Source organism: Stenotrophomonas humi, assembly GCF_001431415.1.
GTDB classification, from domain to species: Bacteria; Pseudomonadota; Gammaproteobacteria; order Xanthomonadales; family Xanthomonadaceae; genus Stenotrophomonas; species Stenotrophomonas humi.
Genome location: NZ_LDJI01000004.1, coordinates 96,044 through 115,197 on the forward strand (window position 1 = coordinate 96,044; position 19,154 = coordinate 115,197).

Sequence of the window (19,154 nt, forward strand, 5' to 3'; positions counted from 1 at the left end):
AAGGCGTCGCCGATGCCAGAAGCGTAGTTCCAGGCCCCTCGCGGAAGAGGGGCTGGAGGGAGCCGGCATCTTCCAGTTCCCCAAAAAAAGAGGCGGCCAGATGGCCGCCTCTTTCGATTCACCCATGCGGCAATCCGGATCAGGCCGCGTTGGCCTGTTCACGACGGGGGCCTTCAACCAGCGCACGGCCAACCATCTCCACCAGCAGGTCCAGCTCTTCCTCATCCATGCCGAAGTGCGGCGTGAAGCGCAGCGAGTTCTCGCCGCCATGGATCACATTGACGCCGTGCATGCGCAGCCATTCTTCGGTGGAGCCGGTGCCGTAGCACTTGAACTGTGGTGCCAGCTCGCAGGAGAACAACAGGCCGGTGCCCTGCACCTTGGTGATCAGGCCGCCCAGTTTTGCCTTCAGTGCTTCCAGCTTCTGCACGGCCTGTTCGCCGCGCAGGCGGATGTTCTGTCGCACGGCCGGCGACAGGCGGGTGAGGGTGGCGCAGGCCACATCCAGCGCACGGGGGTTGGTGGTCATGGTGTTGCCGTACACACCCTTGCGGTACAGGCCGGCGGCGTGTGCGGTGACGGCCAGCACAGACAGCGGGAACTGTGCACCGTTCAAGGCCTTGGAGTAGGTCTCCATGTCCGGCGGATCCAGCATCTCGTAGCCAGGGTAATCGACGAACGAAAGCGTGCCGTGCGCGCGCAGTGCCGCCTGGATGGAATCGATCAGCAGCAGGCTGCCGTGTTCGCGGGTCAGTTCGCGTGCCAGCTTGTAGAAGCTCGCAGGTACCGCACGGCCCGGGTCGCCTTCGCCCATCACCGGCTCCAGGAACACCGCTTCGATGAACCAGTGGTTGGCTTCAGCGTCGGCAAACACCTTGCGCAACGCCGCCTCGTCATACGGCGCGATGGTGATGACGCTGTTCTCGCCGCGATAGCTGGCCAGGTGCTGGTCGTAGGTCTTGCGGCTGGAGTCCGAATACAGCGCCGGGCGATCGGTGCGGCCGTGGAAGCTGCCCTTGATCACAACACGTTTGATGGTGGCACCGGCATGGCGTGCGCCTGGGTCGGTCTGCAGCTTTGCGTTGATGTCGGCGATGCGTGCGGCCAGGCCGACGGCTTCGGAGCCGGAGTTCAAACACATGAAGTGCGAGAACGGACAACCGCCACGGCTGTGGCCGATTTCCTGGCGCATTGCCTGGGTGAAGCGGCGCTGGGCCAGGCTCGGGGTCATGATGTTTGCCATCACCTGCGGTTTTGCCGCAGCGGCCATCACGTCGGCCGGGGTGTGACCGAAACCGAGCATGCCGTAGCCACCGGCGTCGTACAGCACCGCGCCCTTGAGCGAGATCACCCACGGGCCGCAGGCGGCCAGCGCGATGTACGGCACCACCGCGTCATCGGCGTAGAAATTGACGAAGCCTGCCTGCATCGCGTCGATCTGGTCTTTCTCGTCCAGGTCCAGCAGATCGGCGACTTCAGCTTTGACGCGCGTGTATTCGTTGCCAGCGGCCTCGATGGCACTGGCCAGGTCGGGATGGGCAATGGCCAGGCGCTCGACGCTGGCATCGTCCAGACCCTGGGTAAGGCGGGTGCCGGCGTGCGCGCGAAGCGGGGCAAGGGGGCCGAGTACGGTCATGCTCATCTCCAGAATTTTCTTGTATAGCCATTATCTGGAGATTCTGGACACATGGCAGCTGTGATCTCGACGATTTTTCGGTTAATTTCGTCGAATAGACGAAACGGGTGTGCAATGTGAAGATTTCTCCTGCCGACGAGCGCCTGCTTTCCGTTCTGCGCGAAGACGCTCGCGCTTCCACTGCGCAGATCGCCCGCCGGCTTGGCCTGTCACGCACCACCGTGCAGAGCCGCATCGATCGCCTGGAGCAGCAAGGGGTGATTGCCGGCTACACGGTGCGCACCCACGAGGACTACGAGCAGGGGCAGGTGCGCGCCCACATATTGATCACCGTGCTGCCCAAGAAGATGCCGGCCGTGGTCAAGGCCCTGCGCGATATCCCGGAGGTGCGCTCGCTGCATTCGGTCAGCGGTAATCACGACCTGATCGCGATGGTGGTGGTCGGCGGGGTCAGCGAAATGGATGTGGTCACCGACGCCATCGGTGCGGTGGACGGCGTCGAGCGCACCACCAGCGCGATCATTCTGTCGACGAAGTTCGAGCGTTGAAGCGGCGCGTGGGAGGGCCCCGCTGCCTTTTCGCCGCTCACTCCGCGTCACTGACTGTCGATCCCCGTACAAGCCAGAACCCCGCCCGGAGCTACAATAGCCGGCTCCCCGCAAGACGTTCCGGCCTTGAAGAAGTCCGATTTCAATTACGAGCTGCCCGAGGCGTTGATCGCCCAGGCCCCTTTGGCCGAACGTTCGGCCAGCCGCCTGTTGCTGGTTCCGCCGGCACCGGAGGCGTTCGATGACCGCCATGTCCGCGACCTGCCGCAGCTGCTGCAGCCGGGTGACCTGCTGATCTTCAATGACACGCGGGTCATCCCGGCGCGTCTGTTCGGGCAGAAGGCGACCGGTGGCCGGGTCGAGATCCTGATCGAGCGCCTGCTCGGCGGCCAGCAGGCCCGCGCCCAGATCGGCGCCAGCAAGTCGCCCAAGCCGGGCAGCCGCATTCAGCTCGACGCGGGCGGCGAAGCCGAGGTGCTGGGGCGCGATGGCGAGTTCTACGTGCTGCGTTTCGATATCCCCGAGCCGCTCGAATCCTGGCTGGTGCACGAAGGGCGGCTGCCGTTGCCGCCGTACATCCACCGTGAACCGGGTGCCGACGACCGCGAGCGCTACCAGACCGTATTCGCCAGGCAGGTGGGCGCGGTGGCAGCGCCGACCGCAGGCCTGCATTTCGACGAAGCCTTGCTGGCGCAGTTGCGCGAGCGCGACGTGCAGTTCGGTCATATCACCCTGCATGTGGGTGCCGGCACCTTCCAGCCGGTGCGCGTGGATGACCTCACGCATCATGTGATGCACCGCGAATGGCTCAACGTCGGTGCCGAACTGGTGGACAAGGTGCGGCGCACCCGTGCTGCCGGTGGCCGCGTGATCGGCGTGGGTACCACGGTGGTGCGGGCGCTGGAGAGCGCGATGCGGGACGGCGAGCTGCATCCCTATGCCGGCGAGACCCAGATCTTCATCACCCCCGGTTACCGCATCCGCAGCGTTGATGCCATGGTCACCAACTTCCATCTGCCGGAGAGCACGCTGCTGATGATGATCAGTGCGTTCGCCGGCAAGCAGCGGGTATTCGAGGCTTACGCGCATGCCATCGAGCAGCGCTACCGCTTCTTCAGCTACGGCGACGCGATGCTGCTGTTTCCCGCGCAGGAGGGTGCGGCGGTTTGACGCAGTAGGAGTGGCAATCAAAATGAGATAAATTCTCATTTGAAACCGTTGCCGGCCACCAAGCCGGTTCCGACGACCACTTCTGGAGAATCAAATGCGTCATCCGAAGCGCGCCGCCGGCCATCTGGCTGCCCTGTGTTCCCTCATTCTTCTGGGCGCCTGCGCCAAGACCGACACCGCGCCCGCTGCTGCGGGCGGTACGCCTGCCGTCGCGGCAGCAGGTGAGGTCAATCTTTACACCACACGCGAGCCGGGCCTGATCCAGCCGCTGCTGGATGCTTTCACCGCCGACACCGGCATCAAGGTCAATACCGTGCTGCTCAAGGACGGCCTGACCGAGCGTCTGGCCGCAGAAGGCGAGCGCTCCGCCGCCGATGTCCTGATGACCGTGGATACAGGCCGCCTGCTGGATGTGGTGGAAGCGGGCCACACCCAGGTGGTGGCTTCGGAGGTTCTCAACGCGGCCATCCCGGCCAACCTGCGTGGCGCCGATGGTCAATGGTTTGCGCTGTCGCTGCGGGATCGCGTGTTGTACGCGGACAAGGACCTGAAGCTGGACGGCTTCACCTATCAGGATCTGGCCGACCCGAAGTGGAAAGGACGGGTATGCATCCGTTCGGGTCAGCACCCGTACAACACCAGCCTGTTCGCAGCGATGATTGCCCACGACGGTGCCGAGAAAACCGAAGCCTGGCTGCGTGGGGTGAAGAACAACCTGGCACGCAAGGCAGCAGGTGGCGATCGTGACGTGGCCCGCGACATCCTGGCAGGCATCTGTGACATCGGCATCGCCAATGCCTATTACGTCGGCCGCATGAAAAATGCCGAGGAAGGCTCCGAGCAGCGCGCCTGGGGCGAAGCCATCCAGGTGGTACGCCCGGTGTTTGCCGGTGCCGATGGCGGTACCCACGTCAATATTTCCGGCGCGGCCGTGGCCAAGCATGCGCCGAACCGCGACAACGCGGTCAAGCTGCTGGAATACCTGGTCAGCGATGGTTCGCAGAGCCTGTATGCGCGCGCCAACTACGAGTACCCGGTCAAGCCTGGCGTTGAACTGGATCCGGTAGTCGCCAGCTTCGGGCCGATGAAGATTGATCCGCTGCCACTGACCGAGGTGGTCGCCAATCGCAAGCTTGCCAGCGAGCTGGTGGACAAGGTTGGTTTCGACAACTGAGGGCTGCCCGGTGATGCGATCAGCCGATGTCCCTGAGCGGGGCATCGGCGTCGTTTTTTCCGGAGTGGCCGCGTGATGATGCGTCGATGGAATCCATGGCTGGTCACGGCTGTGCTGGCGTCCCTGGTCATGCTTGCGCCGGTGGTTGCCCTGGCGTTCTCGGCACTGCAGGGCAGTGCGGGCTTGTGGGAGCACCTGTGGGCGAATGTGTTGCCGGTGGCGCTGCGCAATACCGTAATGCTGCTGCTGGGGGTTGGCGTGCTGGTCACCGTGCTGGGTACCGGCAGCGCCTGGTTGGTGACGGCATACCGTTTTCCCGGCCAGCGCCTGTTGAGCTGGGCGCTGTTGCTGCCCTTGGCGGTGCCGACCTATATCGCTGCCTATGCCTACCTGGATGTGCTGCATCCGCTGGGGCCGGTGCAGGGCCTGATCCGCGAACTGCTGGGTTACAGCAGTCCACGTGAATTCCGCCTGCCGGACATCCGCCACCTGGCCGGCTGCATCGTGCTGCTGGGTTTCGTGTTGTACCCCTACGTCTACCTGACCACCCGCGCCTTGTTCATGACCCAGGCTGCAGGTCTGCTGGAAGCGGCGCGGACCCTGGGGGCGACGCCGGCACAGCTGTTCCGGCAGGTGGCGCTGCCGCTCGCTCGCCCGGCCATTGCGGTCGGCGTGGCATTGGCGCTGCTGGAAGCGCTCAACGACATTGGTGCGTCCGAGTTTCTGGGCGTACAGACCCTGACTGTCGCCATCTACACCACCTGGGTCAGTCGGGGTGATCTGCCGGGGGCGGCACAGATCGCATTGGCGATGCTGCTGCTGGTGGCGGTGCTGTTGATGCTCGAAAAGCATGGTCGGCGCCGTCAACGTTATGCCAGCACCTTGCGGCCACGACCCATGCAGCCGCAGACATTGCGTGGCGCCCGCGCTGCGCTGGCGTTCGCACTGGGCGCCCTGCCGGTGCTGGTGGGTTTTGTGGTGCCTGCGGCCTACCTGGCCTGGGAGGCGATGCAGCGTGTGCGGGATGCCGGTGTCTCCCCCCAGTTGTTGGGGGCCTTGCAGAACACGCTGGGCATCGCGCTGGCGGCAACCGCGGTGGTGATGGTCGTGGGATTGGCGGTGGCCTGGGCTTTGCGGCTTGCGCAGGTGCGCCGAGGGGGGCGACTGGCGTCGGCCTGCAGCCGCATCACGTCGCTGGGTTACGCCATTCCCGGCACCGTGCTGGCGATCGGCTTGCTGGTGCCAATGGGGGCGCTGGATGCGGTGTTCGCGGAACTGCGCTCCGTCATCGACGGTGGCCGGGCGCAGATGCTGTTGATGGGATCGACGATAGCGCTGGTGGTGGCCTACAGCCTGCGCTTTCTGGCGATATCGGTGGGCGGCATCGAGGCGGGCCTGGCGCGCGTGCCGCAATCGCTGGACCAGGCGGCGGCCAATCTGGGCGAAAGTGCCGGTGGCATGCTGCGACGCGTTCACCTGCCGCTGCTGCGGCCGGCATTTGCCGCGGCGGCGTTGTTGGTGTTTGTGGACACCATGAAGGAGCTGCCGGCCACGCTGGTGCTGCGGCCCATGAATTTTGAAACCCTGGCGACCTGGCTGTATGCCGAGGCTGCGCGGGGAACCTATGAGGAGGGTGCGGTGGCGGCCTTGTTGATCGTATTGAGTGGTCTGCTGCCGGTGATTCTGCTGGCCCGTGCCGGTGCCGCCCACGGAGTGCGGTCATGACCGGCTTGCCGCAATTGCAGTTGCAGGCGGTGCAGGTCGGCTATGCCGGTGCCGATGGCTTCAAGCCGGTGGTCGATGGTCTGACGCTGCAGCTGGCGCGCGGGGAAATCGGTTGCCTGCTCGGCGCTTCGGGCTGTGGAAAAACCACGGTGCTGCGCGCCATCAGTGGCTTCGAGCCGTTGCAGCAGGGGCGCATCGTGCTTGGCGGGCGTGAACTGGATGGCCCGGCCGGCAGTGTGGCCGCACAGAAGCGCCGGGTCGGGATGATGTTCCAGGATTACGCGCTGTTTCCGCATCTGGATGTCGCCGCCAACGTTGGCTTCGGTTTGCGCGGGGTCGTGCGGGCGAAGCGGCAGCAACGGGTCGCTGCACTGTTGCTGCAGGTCGGGCTGGAAGGGCTGGCTGGCCGCTATCCGCATGAGCTTTCCGGCGGCCAGCAGCAGCGGGTGGCGTTGGCCCGTGCACTGGCACCGATGCCGGAGCTGCTGTTGCTCGACGAGCCGTTCTCCAATCTGGATACAAGTACCCGGCAACGGCTGGCCGAGGAGCTGCGGCAACTGCTCAAGGCCACCGGCACGACGGTGCTGATGGTCACCCATGACCAGTCGGAGGCCTTTGCCATGGCTGACCGTATTGGCGTGATGCAGGGTGGGCGCCTGCTGCAGTGGGACGCGGCGCCGCAGCTGTATCGGGCGCCGGGCGATGCGTTCGTCGCCGGTTTCATCGGGCGGGGCGTGGTGCTGCCGGCGGCGCTGCTTGAAATGGGTGAAGGCAGTGTGCTGGTCCGGCCCGAAGACCTGCAGCCTGATCCGGCCGGCAGCCTGCGTGGCGTGCTGGAGTCGGTGGTGTTCCGCGGCCCGGGCTACAGCGGTTGGGTCCGCCTGCCCGGGGGGCAACGGTTGGCGCTGGATTTCAATGGGGCGACCGCCCCGGTGGCGGGGGAGAGCATTGCCCTGCGGTGGACGAATTCCGCACCGGTACGCTTCGCGGGCTAGGTGCCGTGGGCGCGATTCGCCCCGGCGCCGCATATCCGCGACAATTGCACGTATCCGATAGCTATCCACCTCAATGTCCAGACTGCAGTTCAAGCTCCAGAACACCGATGGCCGCGCCCGCCGTGGCCAGTTGTCCTTCCCGCGTGGCACCGTGCAGACCCCAGCGTTCATGCCGGTCGGCACCTACGGCTCGGTGAAGGGCATCCTGCCGGAGCAGGTCCGCGCGCTCGGCGCCGAGATCATCCTTGGCAACACCTTCCACCTGTATCTGCGCCCGGGCCTGGATGTCATTGCCGACCACGGCGGCCTGCATGGCTTCTGCCGTTGGGATGGGCCGATTCTCACGGACTCGGGTGGCTTCCAGGTGTTCTCGCTGGCGCATCGCCGCAAGATCACCGAAGAAGGCGTCACCTTCGCTTCGCCGACCGACGGCGCCCGGGTGTTCCTGGGGCCGGAAGAGAGCATGAAGATCCAGAAGGTGCTGGATTCGGACATCGTCATGATCTTCGACGAGTGCACCCCGTACCCGGCCACCGAGCCGGTGGCGCGCACCTCGATGGAACTGAGCCTGCGTTGGGCGCAGCGCAGCCGCAACGCGCACGAGGCGCTGGGCAACGACGCCGCGCTGTTCGGCATCGTCCAGGGCGGCGTGCATACCGACCTGCGCAGCCGCTCGGCCGAAGGCCTACAGCAGATCGGCTTCGACGGCTATGCCATCGGCGGCCTGGCGGTGGGCGAGCCCGAGCATGAGCGCAACGCCATGCTCGACCACATGCATCCGATCCTGCCGGCCGACCGCCCGCGTTACCTGATGGGCGTGGGTCGCCCGGAGGATCTGGTCGAAGGCGTGGCCCGTGGCGTGGACATGTTCGACTGCGTCATGCCCACCCGCAACGCCCGCAATGGCCACTATTTCACCTCGTTCGGCACGGTCCGCATCCGCAACGCCAAGTACGAGCGGGACATGAACCCGATCGAGCCGGGCTGCGGCTGCCATGCCTGCACCAGCGGTTACACGCGCTCCTATCTGCGTCATCTGGACCGCTGCAACGAGATGCTGGCGCCGATGCTGGGCACGATGCACAACCTGTTCTACTACGAAAAACTGATGGCCGACATGCGCGCGGCCATCGAGTCGGGAACCTTCCTGGCCTTCCGCGAGTCCTTCTATGCAGCCCGGGGCGCCAGCGTCCCGGCGTTGTCGGGGGAGTAGCAGCGCGTTCACGCCGCCCGGGACGATGTCCCGGGGGCGTGGCATACTTCACGGCTGACCCCCGTTTCGTGGTGACTTCCGGCCCCAGGCCGGGCCGGTTGCCGCCCAACACCAAGGACACAAGATGAATCTGATGGCTATCTTCCTCCCCGTCGCACAGGCCGCTCCGGCCCCGGGCATGGGCACCTTCCTGCTGCCGATCGCGCTGATCGCAGTGATGTACTTCCTGATGATCCGCCCGCAGATGAAGCGCCAGAAGGAACACAAGGCGATGCTGGAAAAGATCTCCAAGGGCGACGAAGTGCTGACCTCCGGCGGCATCGCTGGCGTGGTCACCGACATCGGCGACAACTTCATCACCGTGGAAGTGGCCGACAACGTCCGCATCCGCGTGCAGAAGGCTTCCGTCGGCAACGTCCTGCCCAAGGGCACGCTGAAGTCTGCTGCCTGAGACTGAGTTTCCTTTCCGTCATGTCGTGACGCCGGGGAAGGCGTCACGCAGGAATCCGCAATGCTCGAATTTCCACGCTGGAAGTACTTCCTGATCCTGATCGTCCTGGCGGTCAGCACGCTGTACGCGCTGCCAAACATCTATCAGAAGGATCCGTCCGTACAGATCACCGCCAGCCGTGGCGGGCAGGTCGATGACGCACTCAAGCAGCGCGTCACCGCTGCACTGACCGAAGCTGGCGTTGTGCCCAAGTCGGTGGAAGAGGAGGGCGAGAACAACCTGATCGTCCGCCTGTCCTCGCTTGACGCGCAGTCCAAGGCCGCCCAGGTGCTGCGTGATACGACCGGTGAGAACTACTCGGTTGCCCTGAACCTTGCTTCGACCGTGCCGGATTGGCTGTCCAATCTGGGCGGCAAGCCGATGGTGCTGGGCCTGGACCTGGTGGGCGGTGTTCACTTCGCCCTGCAGGTCGACCAGAAAGCCGCGGTGGACAAGCGCTTCGAGGCGTTCACCGAAGACGTGCGCACCACGCTGCGTGACAACCGTGTGTCTTACCGCTCGGTGGAGCGTCGCGGCGAGAGCGACATCCAGGTCGCCCTGGCCAATGCCGCCGATGCCGACAAGGCCAGGGCTGCGCTGGCCAAGGCGCAGCCGACCTTCACCTACTCGGTGAACGGTGACCGCATCACCATCAGCGTGCCGCAGACGGAGATGACCCAGATCGCCTCCGGTGCCATCGAGCAGAACCTGACCACGTTGCGCAACCGCGTCAACGAGCTGGGTGTTGCCGAGCCGATCATCCAGCGCCAGGGCGAAGACCGCATCGTGGTCGAACTGCCGGGCGTGCAGGACACGGCCGAAGCCAAGCGCATGATCGGTGCGACCGCCACGCTCGAATACCGTGCGGTGGTGGATGGCAATGCGCAGGACGCCGTCACCAGTGGTCGCATCCCGCCGGAAGCCAAGCTGTACCGCGACCGTAACGGCAACCCGGTGCTGTTGAACAAGCGCACCATCGTTACCGGTGACCAGATGGTTTCGGCCACGACCAGCACTGATCAGAACGGCATGCCGGCCGTCAGCGTCAAGCTGAACAGTGTCGGCGGCCAGCGCATGTTCGATTTCACCAGCGGCAATGTCGGCAAGCCGATGGCGGTGGTGTACACCGAGCGCATTCCGCAGGTGACCGTGGTCAATGGCGAAGAGCAGCGCAGCTTCCGCGTCAAGGAAGAAGTGATCTCGGTGGCCAACATCAATGGTGTGTTCGGCAAGGAGTTCCAGACCACTGGCCTGGAGAAGACCGAGGCCGACAGCCTGTCCAAGCTGCTGCGCGCCGGTTCACTGGCCGCACCGATGGACTTCGTCGAGGAATACGTGATTGGCCCGAGCCTGGGTAAGGAGAACGTGGATCGCGGCGTCAAGGCGGTGGTGTTCTCGTTCGTGTTCACCCTGGTGTTCTTCACCATCTACTACCGCATGTTCGGCGCGATCACCTCGGTGGCGCTGCTGTTCAACCTGCTGATCGTGGTCGCGGTGATGTCGATGTTCGGCGCAACGATGACCCTGCCTGGCTTCGCCGGCTTGGCGTTGTCGGTGGGCCTGTCGGTGGATGCCAACGTGCTGATCAACGAGCGTATCCGTGAAGAGCTGCGGTTGGGCATGCCGGCCAAGGCCGCCATTGCCGCCGGTTATGAGAAGGCCTCGGGCACCATCCTCGACGCCAACCTTACCGGCCTGATCGTCGGCGTCGCGCTGTACGCGTTTGGTACCGGCCCGCTGAAGGGCTTCGCGTTGACCATGATCATCGGTATTTTCGCCTCGATGTTCACTGCGATCACCGTGTCGCGTGCACTGGCGGTGCTGATCTATGGTCGCCGCAAGAAGCTCCAGTCCGTAGCGATCTAAAGCGAATCCCTTCGCAAAAGCCCGCACATCCGTGTGCGGGTTTTTTAAGGAAAATCCTTGCATGAAACTGTTTCCGCTTCATATCGTCCCGAACGACACCAACATCGACTTCATGCGTCACCGCAAGCCCGTGCTTGCGCTGATGGTGTTCCTGTTGCTGGTTTCGGTCGCGATCATTGGTTTCAAGGGTTTCAACTACGCGCTGGAGTTCACCGGCGGCACCGTGGTGCGTACCCACTTTGAAAAGACCATCAACGCCGATGACGTGCGTGAAAGCCTGGCCAAGGCCGGCTTTGAGAACGCGCAGGTGCAGAGCGTGGGTGGCGGCAACGACGTGATGATCCGTCTGCAGCCGGACGGCGAACACAACAACGCCGCCGATGCCGCGCAGCAGGTGGCTGAGAAAGTCCGTCAGGCAGTGACCACGGCCGACAATGTGGCCACGGTGCAGCCCGGCGAGTTCGTTGGCCCGCAGGTGGGCAAGGACCTGGCGATGAACGGCGTGTACGCCACGTTGTTCATGGTGATCGGCTTCCTGATCTACATCGCCGCGCGCTTTGAGTGGAAGTTCGCGATGGTGGCCAGCATCACCGCGTTCTTCGACCTGATCCTGACCGTGGCGTACATGTCGTTGGTCGGCCGCGAGTTCGACCTGACCGTGTTGGCCGGTATGTTGTCGGTGATGGGCTTTGCCATCAACGACATCATCGTGGTGTTCGATCGCGTGCGTGAGAACTTCCGCAGCCTGCGCGTGGATTCGCTGGAAGTGCTGAACCGCTCGATCAACCAGACGCTGTCGCGTACGGTGATCACCGCGGTGCTGTTCTTCCTGTCGGCACTGGCGCTGTACATCTATGGCGGCGAGTCGATGGAAGGCCTGGCCGAAACCCACATGGTGGGTGCGGTGATCGTGGTTATTTCCTCGGTCATCGTGGCGGTGCCGTTGTTGAGCATCGGCCCGTTCAAGGTCAGCAAGCAGGACCTGCTGCCCAAGGCCCGCGACGAGGAAGAGCTGGCCCGTCGTCCCTGACGGTTCAGCCCTCGATACGCAGAAAAGCCGCGCCCAGCGCGGCTTTTCTTTTGCCGGGCCCAGCCGGCCCGGCGAAGAATTCCATGCGGTGGCGTCGGTTGTGTTCGCTGCGGGCGCACACTACGATCCTCCCGGTTCAGCGTCTGCCGGTGATCCCTGCTGCCGTCAGGCGTCGTTGTTTTCCTGCTTACCTAGTTGAGGTTTTCATGGTCATCAAACCGCGTGTGCGCGGCTTCATCTGCGTCACCACCCATCCGACCGGTTGCGACGCGGCGGTCAAGGAGCAGATCGACTACATCGCTGCCCAGCCCAAGCTGACCAACGGCCCTAAGAAGGTGCTGGTACTGGGGGCATCGACCGGCTATGGCCTGGCTGCACGTATCAAGGCCGCTTTCGGTAGCGACGCCGCCACGCTGGGCGTGTTCTTCGAACGCCCGGGCAGCGAGACCAAGCCGGGTACTGCAGGCTGGTACAACTCGGCTGCGTTCGAGAAGTACGCACACCAGGCCGGCCTGTACGCACGCAGCGTCAACGGCGATGCGTTCTCCGATGAGGTGAAGCAGAAAGTCATCGAGATCATCAAGGCCGACCTCGGCCAGGTGGATCAGGTGGTTTACAGCCTGGCCGCGCCGCGTCGCAAACATCCGAAGACCGGTGAAATCATCACCTCCACGCTCAAGCCGATCGGCGCGCCGATCACCCTGCGTGGTCTGGATACGGACAAGGAAGTGCTGACCGAGACCACGCTGCAGCCGGCCACTGCCGAAGAGATCGCCGGCACCGTGCAGGTGATGGGTGGCGAAGACTGGCAGATGTGGATCGACGCGCTGCTGGAAGCCGGCGTGCTGGCCCCGGGCGCGACCACCACCGCGTTCACCTATGTCGGCGAAGAGATCACCCAGGCCATTTATTGGAACGGCTCCATCGGCGCAGCCAAGAAGGACCTGGACAACAAGGTGCTGGATATCCGCAGCAAGCTGCAGGCCATCGGCGGTGACGCACGCGTGTCTGTGCTCAAGGCCGTGGTGACCCAGGCCAGCTCGGCCATCCCGACCATGCCGTTGTATCTGTCGCTGCTGTTCAAGGTGATGAAAGAGCAGGGCACGCATGAAGGCTGCATCGAGCAGCTGGATACCTTGTACGACATCCTTTACAACGGCGCGCAGGGCAGCAGCAATGCAGCTGACCACATCCGCCACGCACTGGTCGACGGCAAGGGGCGTGAGATCGCACTGGTGGACGGCGAAGGTCGCCTGCGTGCGGACTACAAGGAAATGGCGCCGGAAGTGCAGTCCAAGGTGCTGGAGCTGTGGCCGCAGGTGACCAACGAAAACCTGTACGAGATCAGCGACCTTGCCGGCTACAAGGCGGATTTCCTGCGCTTGTTCGGGTTTGGTATCGACGGCGTGGATTACGACGCCGACGTGAATCCGGATGTGGCGATCCCGGGGATCGTCGAGGTCTGATCGTCGGGTTTTGCTGGAAACAAGAAGGCCGCGCATTGCGCGGCCTTCTTGTTTGGGGCTTCAGGAGTTGGAGCTGCTTTCAGTGCTGAGAGTTGTTTTCCGTGTGGAGGGCAAGCTTCCCGCCAGCGAATCCGCGAATCTGAAAACCAACAAATCAGCGAGCCACCAAACCACCAACCCCTCCTCAATTGAACTCAAAATCCATCTGCGCCGTCGGCGGCCCGACGAAATCACCTTCCACGTAATCGACCCCGGCACTGAACAACAAGCTCATCGTCGCCGCATCGGTCACGAACTCGGCGATGGTGCGGATGTCGGCCGACTGTGCCCGGGCGGTGATTTCCTGCGTCTTCTCCAGCTGCTCCTTGGCCAGTGCCGGGTCAGCGGTGAAGCTGCTGTCCAGCTTGAGGAAGGCCGGTTGGAAGTGGGCCAGCAGCTGGAATGAATCCAGCCCCGAACCAAACTGCTCCAGACCCACCTTGCAGCCCATCGCCGCCACCGCCGCCAGGAACTGCTGCGCGTTGCGCAGATGGGTGAACACCTTGGCCTCGGGAATCTGCAGCCATAGCTGGCCGCCATCGACGCCCTCGGCCTGCAGGCCATCGCGGATGACCTGCAGCAGCGCGGCATCGGAGAACGACTCCGGGGTGATGCGCAGCATCAGGTGCGTCGTATGTCCGGCGCGGCGACGCTCGCCCAGTGCACGGATGGCGTTCGCCACCACCCAACGGTTGATCGGCGCCAGCAGCTCATGGTCCTGGGCGATGGGCAGGAACGTACTCGGACCGATCAGCTCGCCGTTGTTTTCCATCAGCAACGAGGTGTCGTACAGCTGCAGCGGCTCGCCCATCAGGTTCAGTACCGGACGGAAGCGCAGCTGGAAACCGTCACCGCTGATGGCTTCGCGGATGCGCTGCACCCAGCGTTGGATGCGTTCTTCCTCGACGCGGTCAGCCGCACCCGGATCGAACACCTTGACCGTGTTGCCGCCCAGTTCCACCGCCGCACGGGTGCAGTCGTTGGCGCGGTTCAACACCTGGCCGACGCTGGCGATCTTCTCCCCGACCTGCACACCGCCAATGCTGACGGTGACCGTGGCCGAGCGTTCGCCAATGCTGAACACATGCGAGGCAAACGCTTTGCGTACGCGCTCGGCCATGTCGGTGGTGTGTGTGTACTGGCCCTGGGTGAGCAGGGCGAAGCTGTGCTCGCCGAAGCGCGCCAGCTGTGCGTCATCGCCCAGCGTGGACGCCAGATGCTGTCCCATCGCGGCGATCAGCGCATCGGCCGAATCCAGGCCGATGTCCGGCAGCAGTCGCGCGTAATGGTCCGGCTCGACCAGCAGGAAGCCGTACTGGCCATCGCTGCGGCTGACCTGCGCCACCGCGTTTTCCAGGTGCACCATGAAGGTCGGGCGGTTGAGCAGTCCGGTGACCTGGTCACGCTGGCGCAGTTCTTCCACTTCGCGCGCCAGTTCGGGGTCGTACTCCTCGCGGCGGCGGAACACGACCTGGAAGCAGGCCTCGCCTTCATAAGTGGCGGCGGTGAATTCCATTGTCGCCGGGAAGGTGTCGCCGTCCTGGTTGCGCGCATGTGCTTCGTACTGCGGCGGCGGTGTTTCGCCCTTGCTCAGCGATTTGAGCAGGTTCTTGAAATCCTCGACGTGCTGCGGCGCCACCATGTCCAGCAGCGAGATGCCTTCCACGTCCTCGAACGCCTCGTACCCGAACATGTCCAGGTAGGCCTCGTTGGCGCGGATGTGCATGCCCTCGTGGATGTAGGCGATGGGGTCGCGCGAGGAGGAGATCAGTGCATCGCAGCGGCGCTCGGTCTCGCGCATCTGTACTTCGATGCGGCGCAGCCCCCGGCGTGCCTGCAGGTCGATCCATTCATTGCGTACCACCGACAGCAGATGATCCGGCTGCTGGCGCAGGGCGATGGCGCGGATGCCGTTGGCGGCGGATTCCAGCAGCTTCTGGGCGTCGACCTGGTCGGCCAGCAGGATCATCGGAATGTCCTTGCCGCTGGCGGCGATCTGCTGGGTCAGCAGCAGCTGCGGAATGCTGTAGGAGGCGGCCGCCAAGACCAGATCGATGGGTTGGGTGGCAACGGCCTGGGCCAGTTCCGCCGGATTCTGCGGCCGGAAAGGACGCACCGCGATGCCACTGTTGCGCAGCGCGCTGACGATGGCTTCGGCGCTCTCGGCGCTGTCGTCAACGATCAGCAGGCGCAAGGTGATGTCTTTGGCGTTCTGCATTCAGTACTCCCGGGAGACGGGGTTTAATACACGAAGGGCGGGCGTGGCGTCTATGCGCGAACCGGTTGATGTGCCGGAATTCCGACGCAATACCGGATCGCAGTCTCAAACTGCTAGTCCGGCCGCATGCCCGGAGGCCCACGCCCATTGGAAGTTGTAGCCACCGAGCCAGCCGGTCACGTCCAGCACTTCACCGATGAAATGCAGCCCGGGCACCACTTGGGACTCCATGGTCGAAGAGGACACCTTGCGGGTGTCCACGCCGCCCAGGGTGACTTCGGCGGTGCGGTAGCCCTCGCTGCCGCTGGCCACCAGCGGGAAGTTGTTGAGCAGGTCGGCGGTGGTTTTCAGGGCGCGCTCGTCGAGCTGGCGCACCGGTCTGTCGTCCAGCCACTGTTCGCACAGGCGCAATGCCAAGCGGCGTGGCATTACTTCCGAAAGCACCGTGCGCAGCTCCGAGGCGCCGCGCTCGCGCTTCATCGTGCGCAGCCATTCGCTGGCATCCTGCCCGGGCAGCAGGTCCAGCCGCAGGTCGTCACCGGGTTGCCAGTACGAGGAGATCTGCAGGATCGCGGGCCCGCTGACGCCACGGTGGGTGAGCAGCATGAAGTTGCGGAAGCTCTGTCCATTGCAGCGCGCTTCCACCGGCAGGGCGACGCCGCTGAGGTCGGCGAAACGTTCCTGGTGCTTGCCGCTGAGCGTCAGCGGCACCAGTCCGGCGCGGGTCGGCAGCACCTCATGGCCGAAGCGGCGTGCCACCTCGTAGCCGAAGCCGCTGGCACCCATGCTGGGGATGGACAGACCGCCGGTGGCGATCACCAATGAGGCGCAATGGAACAGGCCGTGCGCGGTCTGTACGCGAAAACCGTCGGCGCCACGCTCGATGTCCTGCACGCCGCAGTCGGTACGCACCTGCACGCCGGCGTTGGTGCATTCGTCCAGCAACATCTTCACGATCTGCTTGGAGGAGATGTCGCAGAACAGCTGGCCCAGTTCCTTCTCGTGATAGGCGATGCCGTGGCGTTCCACCATGTCGATGAAATCGCCCGGCGTATAGCGCGCCAGTGCCGATTTGCAGAAATGCGGATTGGCCGACAGGAAGTTGGCCGGCGTGGTGCCGGTGTTGGTGAAGTTGCAGCGGCCGCCACCAGACATCAGGATCTTCTTGCCCGGCTTGTTGGCGTGGTCGATCACCTGCACCAGCCGCCCGCGTTGGCCTGCGGTAAGCGCACACATCAGCCCGGCCGCGCCGGCGCCGATGACCAATACGTCACAGCGGATCGTCGTACTTGCCACGGACTGCTTACTCCGCCTTCGGCTTGCGCCAGGTCGGAATCACATCCAGCTGCATCTGGTCGTTGATCAGCTGCACCTCGCCGTCCTGGATCAACACGCTCCAGCGCATTGCCCGCTGGATCTGGGTGCTCCACAACTCGACGAACGCGCCGGGCAGGTCGAGGACCGACAGATTGTTGAAGCGGGTGAGGTGCTTGCTCTGCTTCTGCCACCAGATATCGGAAGCATTGCCGCCGTAGTTGATGACCTGCACGCGGCCGCTGCGGTTGCATGCCTTGCGGATGCGCGATTCGTCCGGGTGGCCCAGGTCGATCCACTGCGCGATGTCGCCGGTGTAGTCGTGTTCCCACAGGTCCGGCTCATCGTCGGTGCTCAGGCCGCGGCCGAACTCCAGGCGGTCACCGGCATTCAGGGCGAAGGCCAGCAGGCGCACCATCAGGCGCTCGTCGGTTTCGGAAGGATGCTGGGCCAGGGTCAGGTTGTGGGTCGCGTAGTAGCCGCGGTCCATGTCGCTGATCTGCAGTTCGGCCTTGCGGATGGTGGCGGTGAGGGCCATGGGTACACCAGAAACAAAGAGCACCATGATAATGGTTGCGTCATGACCACGTTTGAATCGACCACTGACGCAGCGGCTCCCAGTCGCCTGCAATTGCCGCCTGGTGACTGGGCCTGCCTGCTGGACGGGCTTTGCGCCCGGTTTCCGCGCATCACCCGCGAACGGTGGCTGGACCGTTTCGCGCGCGGCCGGGTGCAGGATGCGCAGGGCAGGGCGTTGCTGCCCGGGCAGCCTTGGCAGGTGGGGCTGGAAATCCGCTATTTCCGCGAAGTGGCTGACGAACCGGAAATTCCCTTCAAGGAAGCCATCCTCCATCGGGATGCGGACCTGCTGGTAGCAGACAAGCCGCACTTTCTGCCGGTCATGCCAGCCGGGCGACATGTGCGCGAAACGCTGCTGACGCGGCTGGTGGCGCGCACCGGTAACCGGGATCTGGTGCCGTTGCATCGGCTGGATCGGCTGACGGCGGGGCTGGTTTTGTTTTCCACTCGCCCCGAAACGCGCGCGGCCTATCAATCGCTGTTCCGCGAGCGCTGCATCGACAAGATCTATGAAGCGCTGGCGCCAGCCTTGCCGGCGCTGACGTTCCCGCTGCAGCGGCACAGCCGCATGGTGCCCGGTGAACCTTTTCACTGCATGACCGAAGCCCCGGGTGCGCCAAATGCGCTGACCGGCATCGACGTGATCGGGACTGCCGGCCCGCTCTGGCGTTACCGCTTGCAGCCGATCACCGGCCGCAAGCATCAGTTGCGCGTACATATGGCGGCGCTTGGGGCGCCGATTGCCGGGGACGATCTATATCCGGCATATCGCCCGCGCGATGCCACCGACTACAGCGTGCCGTTGCAGCTGCTGGCGCGGGAGCTGGCGTTCGTTGACCCGTTGACTGGCGAATCCCGGCGTTTCAGCAGCGGTCTGGGGTTGGTGATGCCGGCGGGTTGAGCGCCGAGGCGTCAGTGGTTTTGTTGCGCAAGCCAACGATCCAGCTGTGCGGCGAACGCTTGGCGGTCGCGCGGGTGGAAGGTGGCGGGGCCGCCGGTCTGAACCCCGGCACCGCGCAGCTCCTCCATGAAGTTGCGGACCGACAGACGTTCGGCAATGGTGTTGGCGGTGTAAAGCTCGCCGCGGGGATTGAGCGCCACGGCGTTTTTCTCCAATGCGCGAGCCGCCAGTGGAATGTCCTGGGTTACCACCAGGTCGCCGGCAGCGAGGCGTTCGACGATGGCGTCGTCGGCCACATCCGGGCCGCCGGCCACCTGCAGGGAGCGGATGAAGCGGGACGGCGGGGTGCGCAGCCATTGGTTGGCGACCAGGACCGTTTCGATCCGGGCGCGTTCGGCAGCCCGGAACAGGATTTCCTTGATCACGGCCGGGCAGGCATCGGCGTCCACCCAGATGCGGGGAGCGGGGGTTGGGAGTTCCATTTGCGCAGTCTATCGGTTGGCGCGGTTTGGGAGAGGCGTCGGGAAATTGACGAAAACGCGGCCAAGTCAATGAATTTGCGTGGGTTATTGATTGTGATGAACAAGTCGTAGTAGATGAATACGGTATTTATCGCTTTTTCGGCAAAAGCCGCGTATCTTTCATCCCACTGTGCTTGCAAGGGTCACCGTGAATCGTGGCCTGATGCAGTTGATCTAACCGATCCGCTCATCGATCCGCTTTACCAACGCCTGCAACTCAGTCTCGGCCCCGATACCCGGTGGCTGCGATTTTTTCAACTAATGTTTCA

At 64.2% G+C, this 19,154-nt stretch carries 16 protein-coding genes; 11 read left to right on the top strand and 5 right to left on the bottom strand.

Annotated features, from left to right (window positions below):
• Positions 1 to 139: 139 nt before the first annotated feature.
• Positions 140 to 1,636, bottom strand: coding sequence for an aminotransferase class III-fold pyridoxal phosphate-dependent enzyme (locus ABB26_RS01785; RefSeq protein ID WP_057632011.1), 1,497 nt, complete (start codon positions 1,634 to 1,636; stop codon positions 140 to 142).
• A 116-nt stretch (positions 1,637 to 1,752) separates the two neighbouring features.
• On the opposite strand from ABB26_RS01785, the gene ABB26_RS01790 reads away from it, so the two are divergent.
• The 10 genes from ABB26_RS01790 (at position 1,753) to fabV (ending at position 13,313) form a co-directional block, all read left to right on the top strand.
• Positions 1,753 to 2,184 carry an Lrp/AsnC family transcriptional regulator gene (locus tag ABB26_RS01790; protein WP_057632012.1) on the top strand — a complete coding sequence of 144 codons (432 nt, stop codon included), beginning with the start codon at positions 1,753 to 1,755 and terminating at the stop codon, positions 2,182 to 2,184.
• A 126-nt stretch (positions 2,185 to 2,310) separates the two neighbouring features.
• Entirely contained in the window at positions 2,311 to 3,354 is a 1,044-nt protein-coding gene (gene queA, locus ABB26_RS01795; RefSeq protein ID WP_057631861.1) for a tRNA preQ1(34) S-adenosylmethionine ribosyltransferase-isomerase QueA, read from the top strand.
• Positions 3,355 to 3,448: 94 nt separating this feature from the next.
• Complete coding sequence (locus ABB26_RS01800; protein WP_083490631.1) at positions 3,449 to 4,528, top strand: Fe(3+) ABC transporter substrate-binding protein; 1,080 nt, start codon at positions 3,449 to 3,451, stop codon at positions 4,526 to 4,528.
• Between the two features lie 75 nt (positions 4,529 to 4,603).
• Positions 4,604 to 6,253 carry an ABC transporter permease gene (locus tag ABB26_RS01805; RefSeq protein WP_057631862.1) on the top strand — a complete coding sequence of 550 codons (1,650 nt, stop codon included), beginning with the start codon at positions 4,604 to 4,606 and terminating at the stop codon, positions 6,251 to 6,253.
• Positions 6,250 to 7,248 carry an ABC transporter ATP-binding protein gene (locus ABB26_RS01810; RefSeq protein WP_057631863.1) on the top strand — a complete coding sequence of 333 codons (999 nt, stop codon included), beginning with the start codon at positions 6,250 to 6,252 and terminating at the stop codon, positions 7,246 to 7,248. The genes ABB26_RS01805 and ABB26_RS01810 overlap by 4 nt, the downstream gene beginning before the upstream one ends.
• Positions 7,249 to 7,321: 73 nt before the next feature.
• Positions 7,322 to 8,461 (top strand): tRNA guanosine(34) transglycosylase Tgt, encoded by a 1,140-nt coding sequence (gene tgt / locus ABB26_RS01815; RefSeq protein WP_057631864.1) that lies wholly within the window; start codon positions 7,322 to 7,324, stop codon positions 8,459 to 8,461.
• A 124-nt stretch (positions 8,462 to 8,585) separates the two neighbouring features.
• On the top strand, positions 8,586 to 8,912 hold the full coding sequence (gene yajC / locus ABB26_RS01820) for a preprotein translocase subunit YajC (RefSeq protein WP_057631865.1): 327 nt from the start codon (positions 8,586 to 8,588) through the stop codon (positions 8,910 to 8,912).
• A 60-nt stretch (positions 8,913 to 8,972) separates the two neighbouring features.
• Positions 8,973 to 10,817 (top strand): protein translocase subunit SecD, encoded by a 1,845-nt coding sequence (secD, locus tag ABB26_RS01825; RefSeq protein ID WP_057631866.1) that lies wholly within the window; start codon positions 8,973 to 8,975, stop codon positions 10,815 to 10,817.
• 61 nt (positions 10,818 to 10,878) lie between these two features.
• Positions 10,879 to 11,847, top strand: a complete 969-nt coding sequence (secF, locus tag ABB26_RS01830) for a protein translocase subunit SecF (protein ID WP_057631867.1) — start codon at positions 10,879 to 10,881, stop codon at positions 11,845 to 11,847.
• 206 nt (positions 11,848 to 12,053) lie between these two features.
• Positions 12,054 to 13,313 carry an enoyl-ACP reductase FabV gene (gene fabV, locus ABB26_RS01835; RefSeq protein WP_057631868.1) on the top strand — a complete coding sequence of 420 codons (1,260 nt, stop codon included), beginning with the start codon at positions 12,054 to 12,056 and terminating at the stop codon, positions 13,311 to 13,313.
• Between the two features lie 184 nt (positions 13,314 to 13,497).
• Here fabV and ABB26_RS01840 read toward each other — a convergent pair whose 3' ends face one another.
• From ABB26_RS01840 to ABB26_RS01850, 3 genes are all read right to left on the bottom strand, one after another.
• Positions 13,498 to 15,570 carry a GGDEF/EAL domain-containing response regulator gene (locus tag ABB26_RS01840; RefSeq protein ID WP_057631869.1) on the bottom strand — a complete coding sequence of 691 codons (2,073 nt, stop codon included), beginning with the start codon at positions 15,568 to 15,570 and terminating at the stop codon, positions 13,498 to 13,500.
• A 105-nt stretch (positions 15,571 to 15,675) separates the two neighbouring features.
• Positions 15,676 to 16,806, bottom strand: a complete 1,131-nt coding sequence (locus ABB26_RS01845) for a BaiN/RdsA family NAD(P)/FAD-dependent oxidoreductase (protein ID WP_057632014.1) — start codon at positions 16,804 to 16,806, stop codon at positions 15,676 to 15,678.
• A gap of 67 nt (positions 16,807 to 16,873) precedes the next feature.
• Positions 16,874 to 17,422 carry a YaeQ family protein gene (locus ABB26_RS01850; protein ID WP_057631870.1) on the bottom strand — a complete coding sequence of 183 codons (549 nt, stop codon included), beginning with the start codon at positions 17,420 to 17,422 and terminating at the stop codon, positions 16,874 to 16,876.
• Between the two features lie 42 nt (positions 17,423 to 17,464).
• On the opposite strand from ABB26_RS01850, the gene ABB26_RS01855 reads away from it, so the two are divergent.
• Positions 17,465 to 18,364: a pseudouridine synthase gene (locus ABB26_RS01855; RefSeq protein WP_057631871.1), complete on the top strand. Its 900-nt coding sequence runs from the start codon at positions 17,465 to 17,467 to the stop codon at positions 18,362 to 18,364.
• 11 nt (positions 18,365 to 18,375) lie between these two features.
• On the opposite strand, the gene ABB26_RS01860 is transcribed toward ABB26_RS01855, so the two are convergent.
• On the bottom strand, positions 18,376 to 18,846 hold the full coding sequence (locus tag ABB26_RS01860) for a YaiI/YqxD family protein (RefSeq protein ID WP_057631872.1): 471 nt from the start codon (positions 18,844 to 18,846) through the stop codon (positions 18,376 to 18,378).
• Positions 18,847 to 19,154 lie beyond the last annotated feature (308 nt).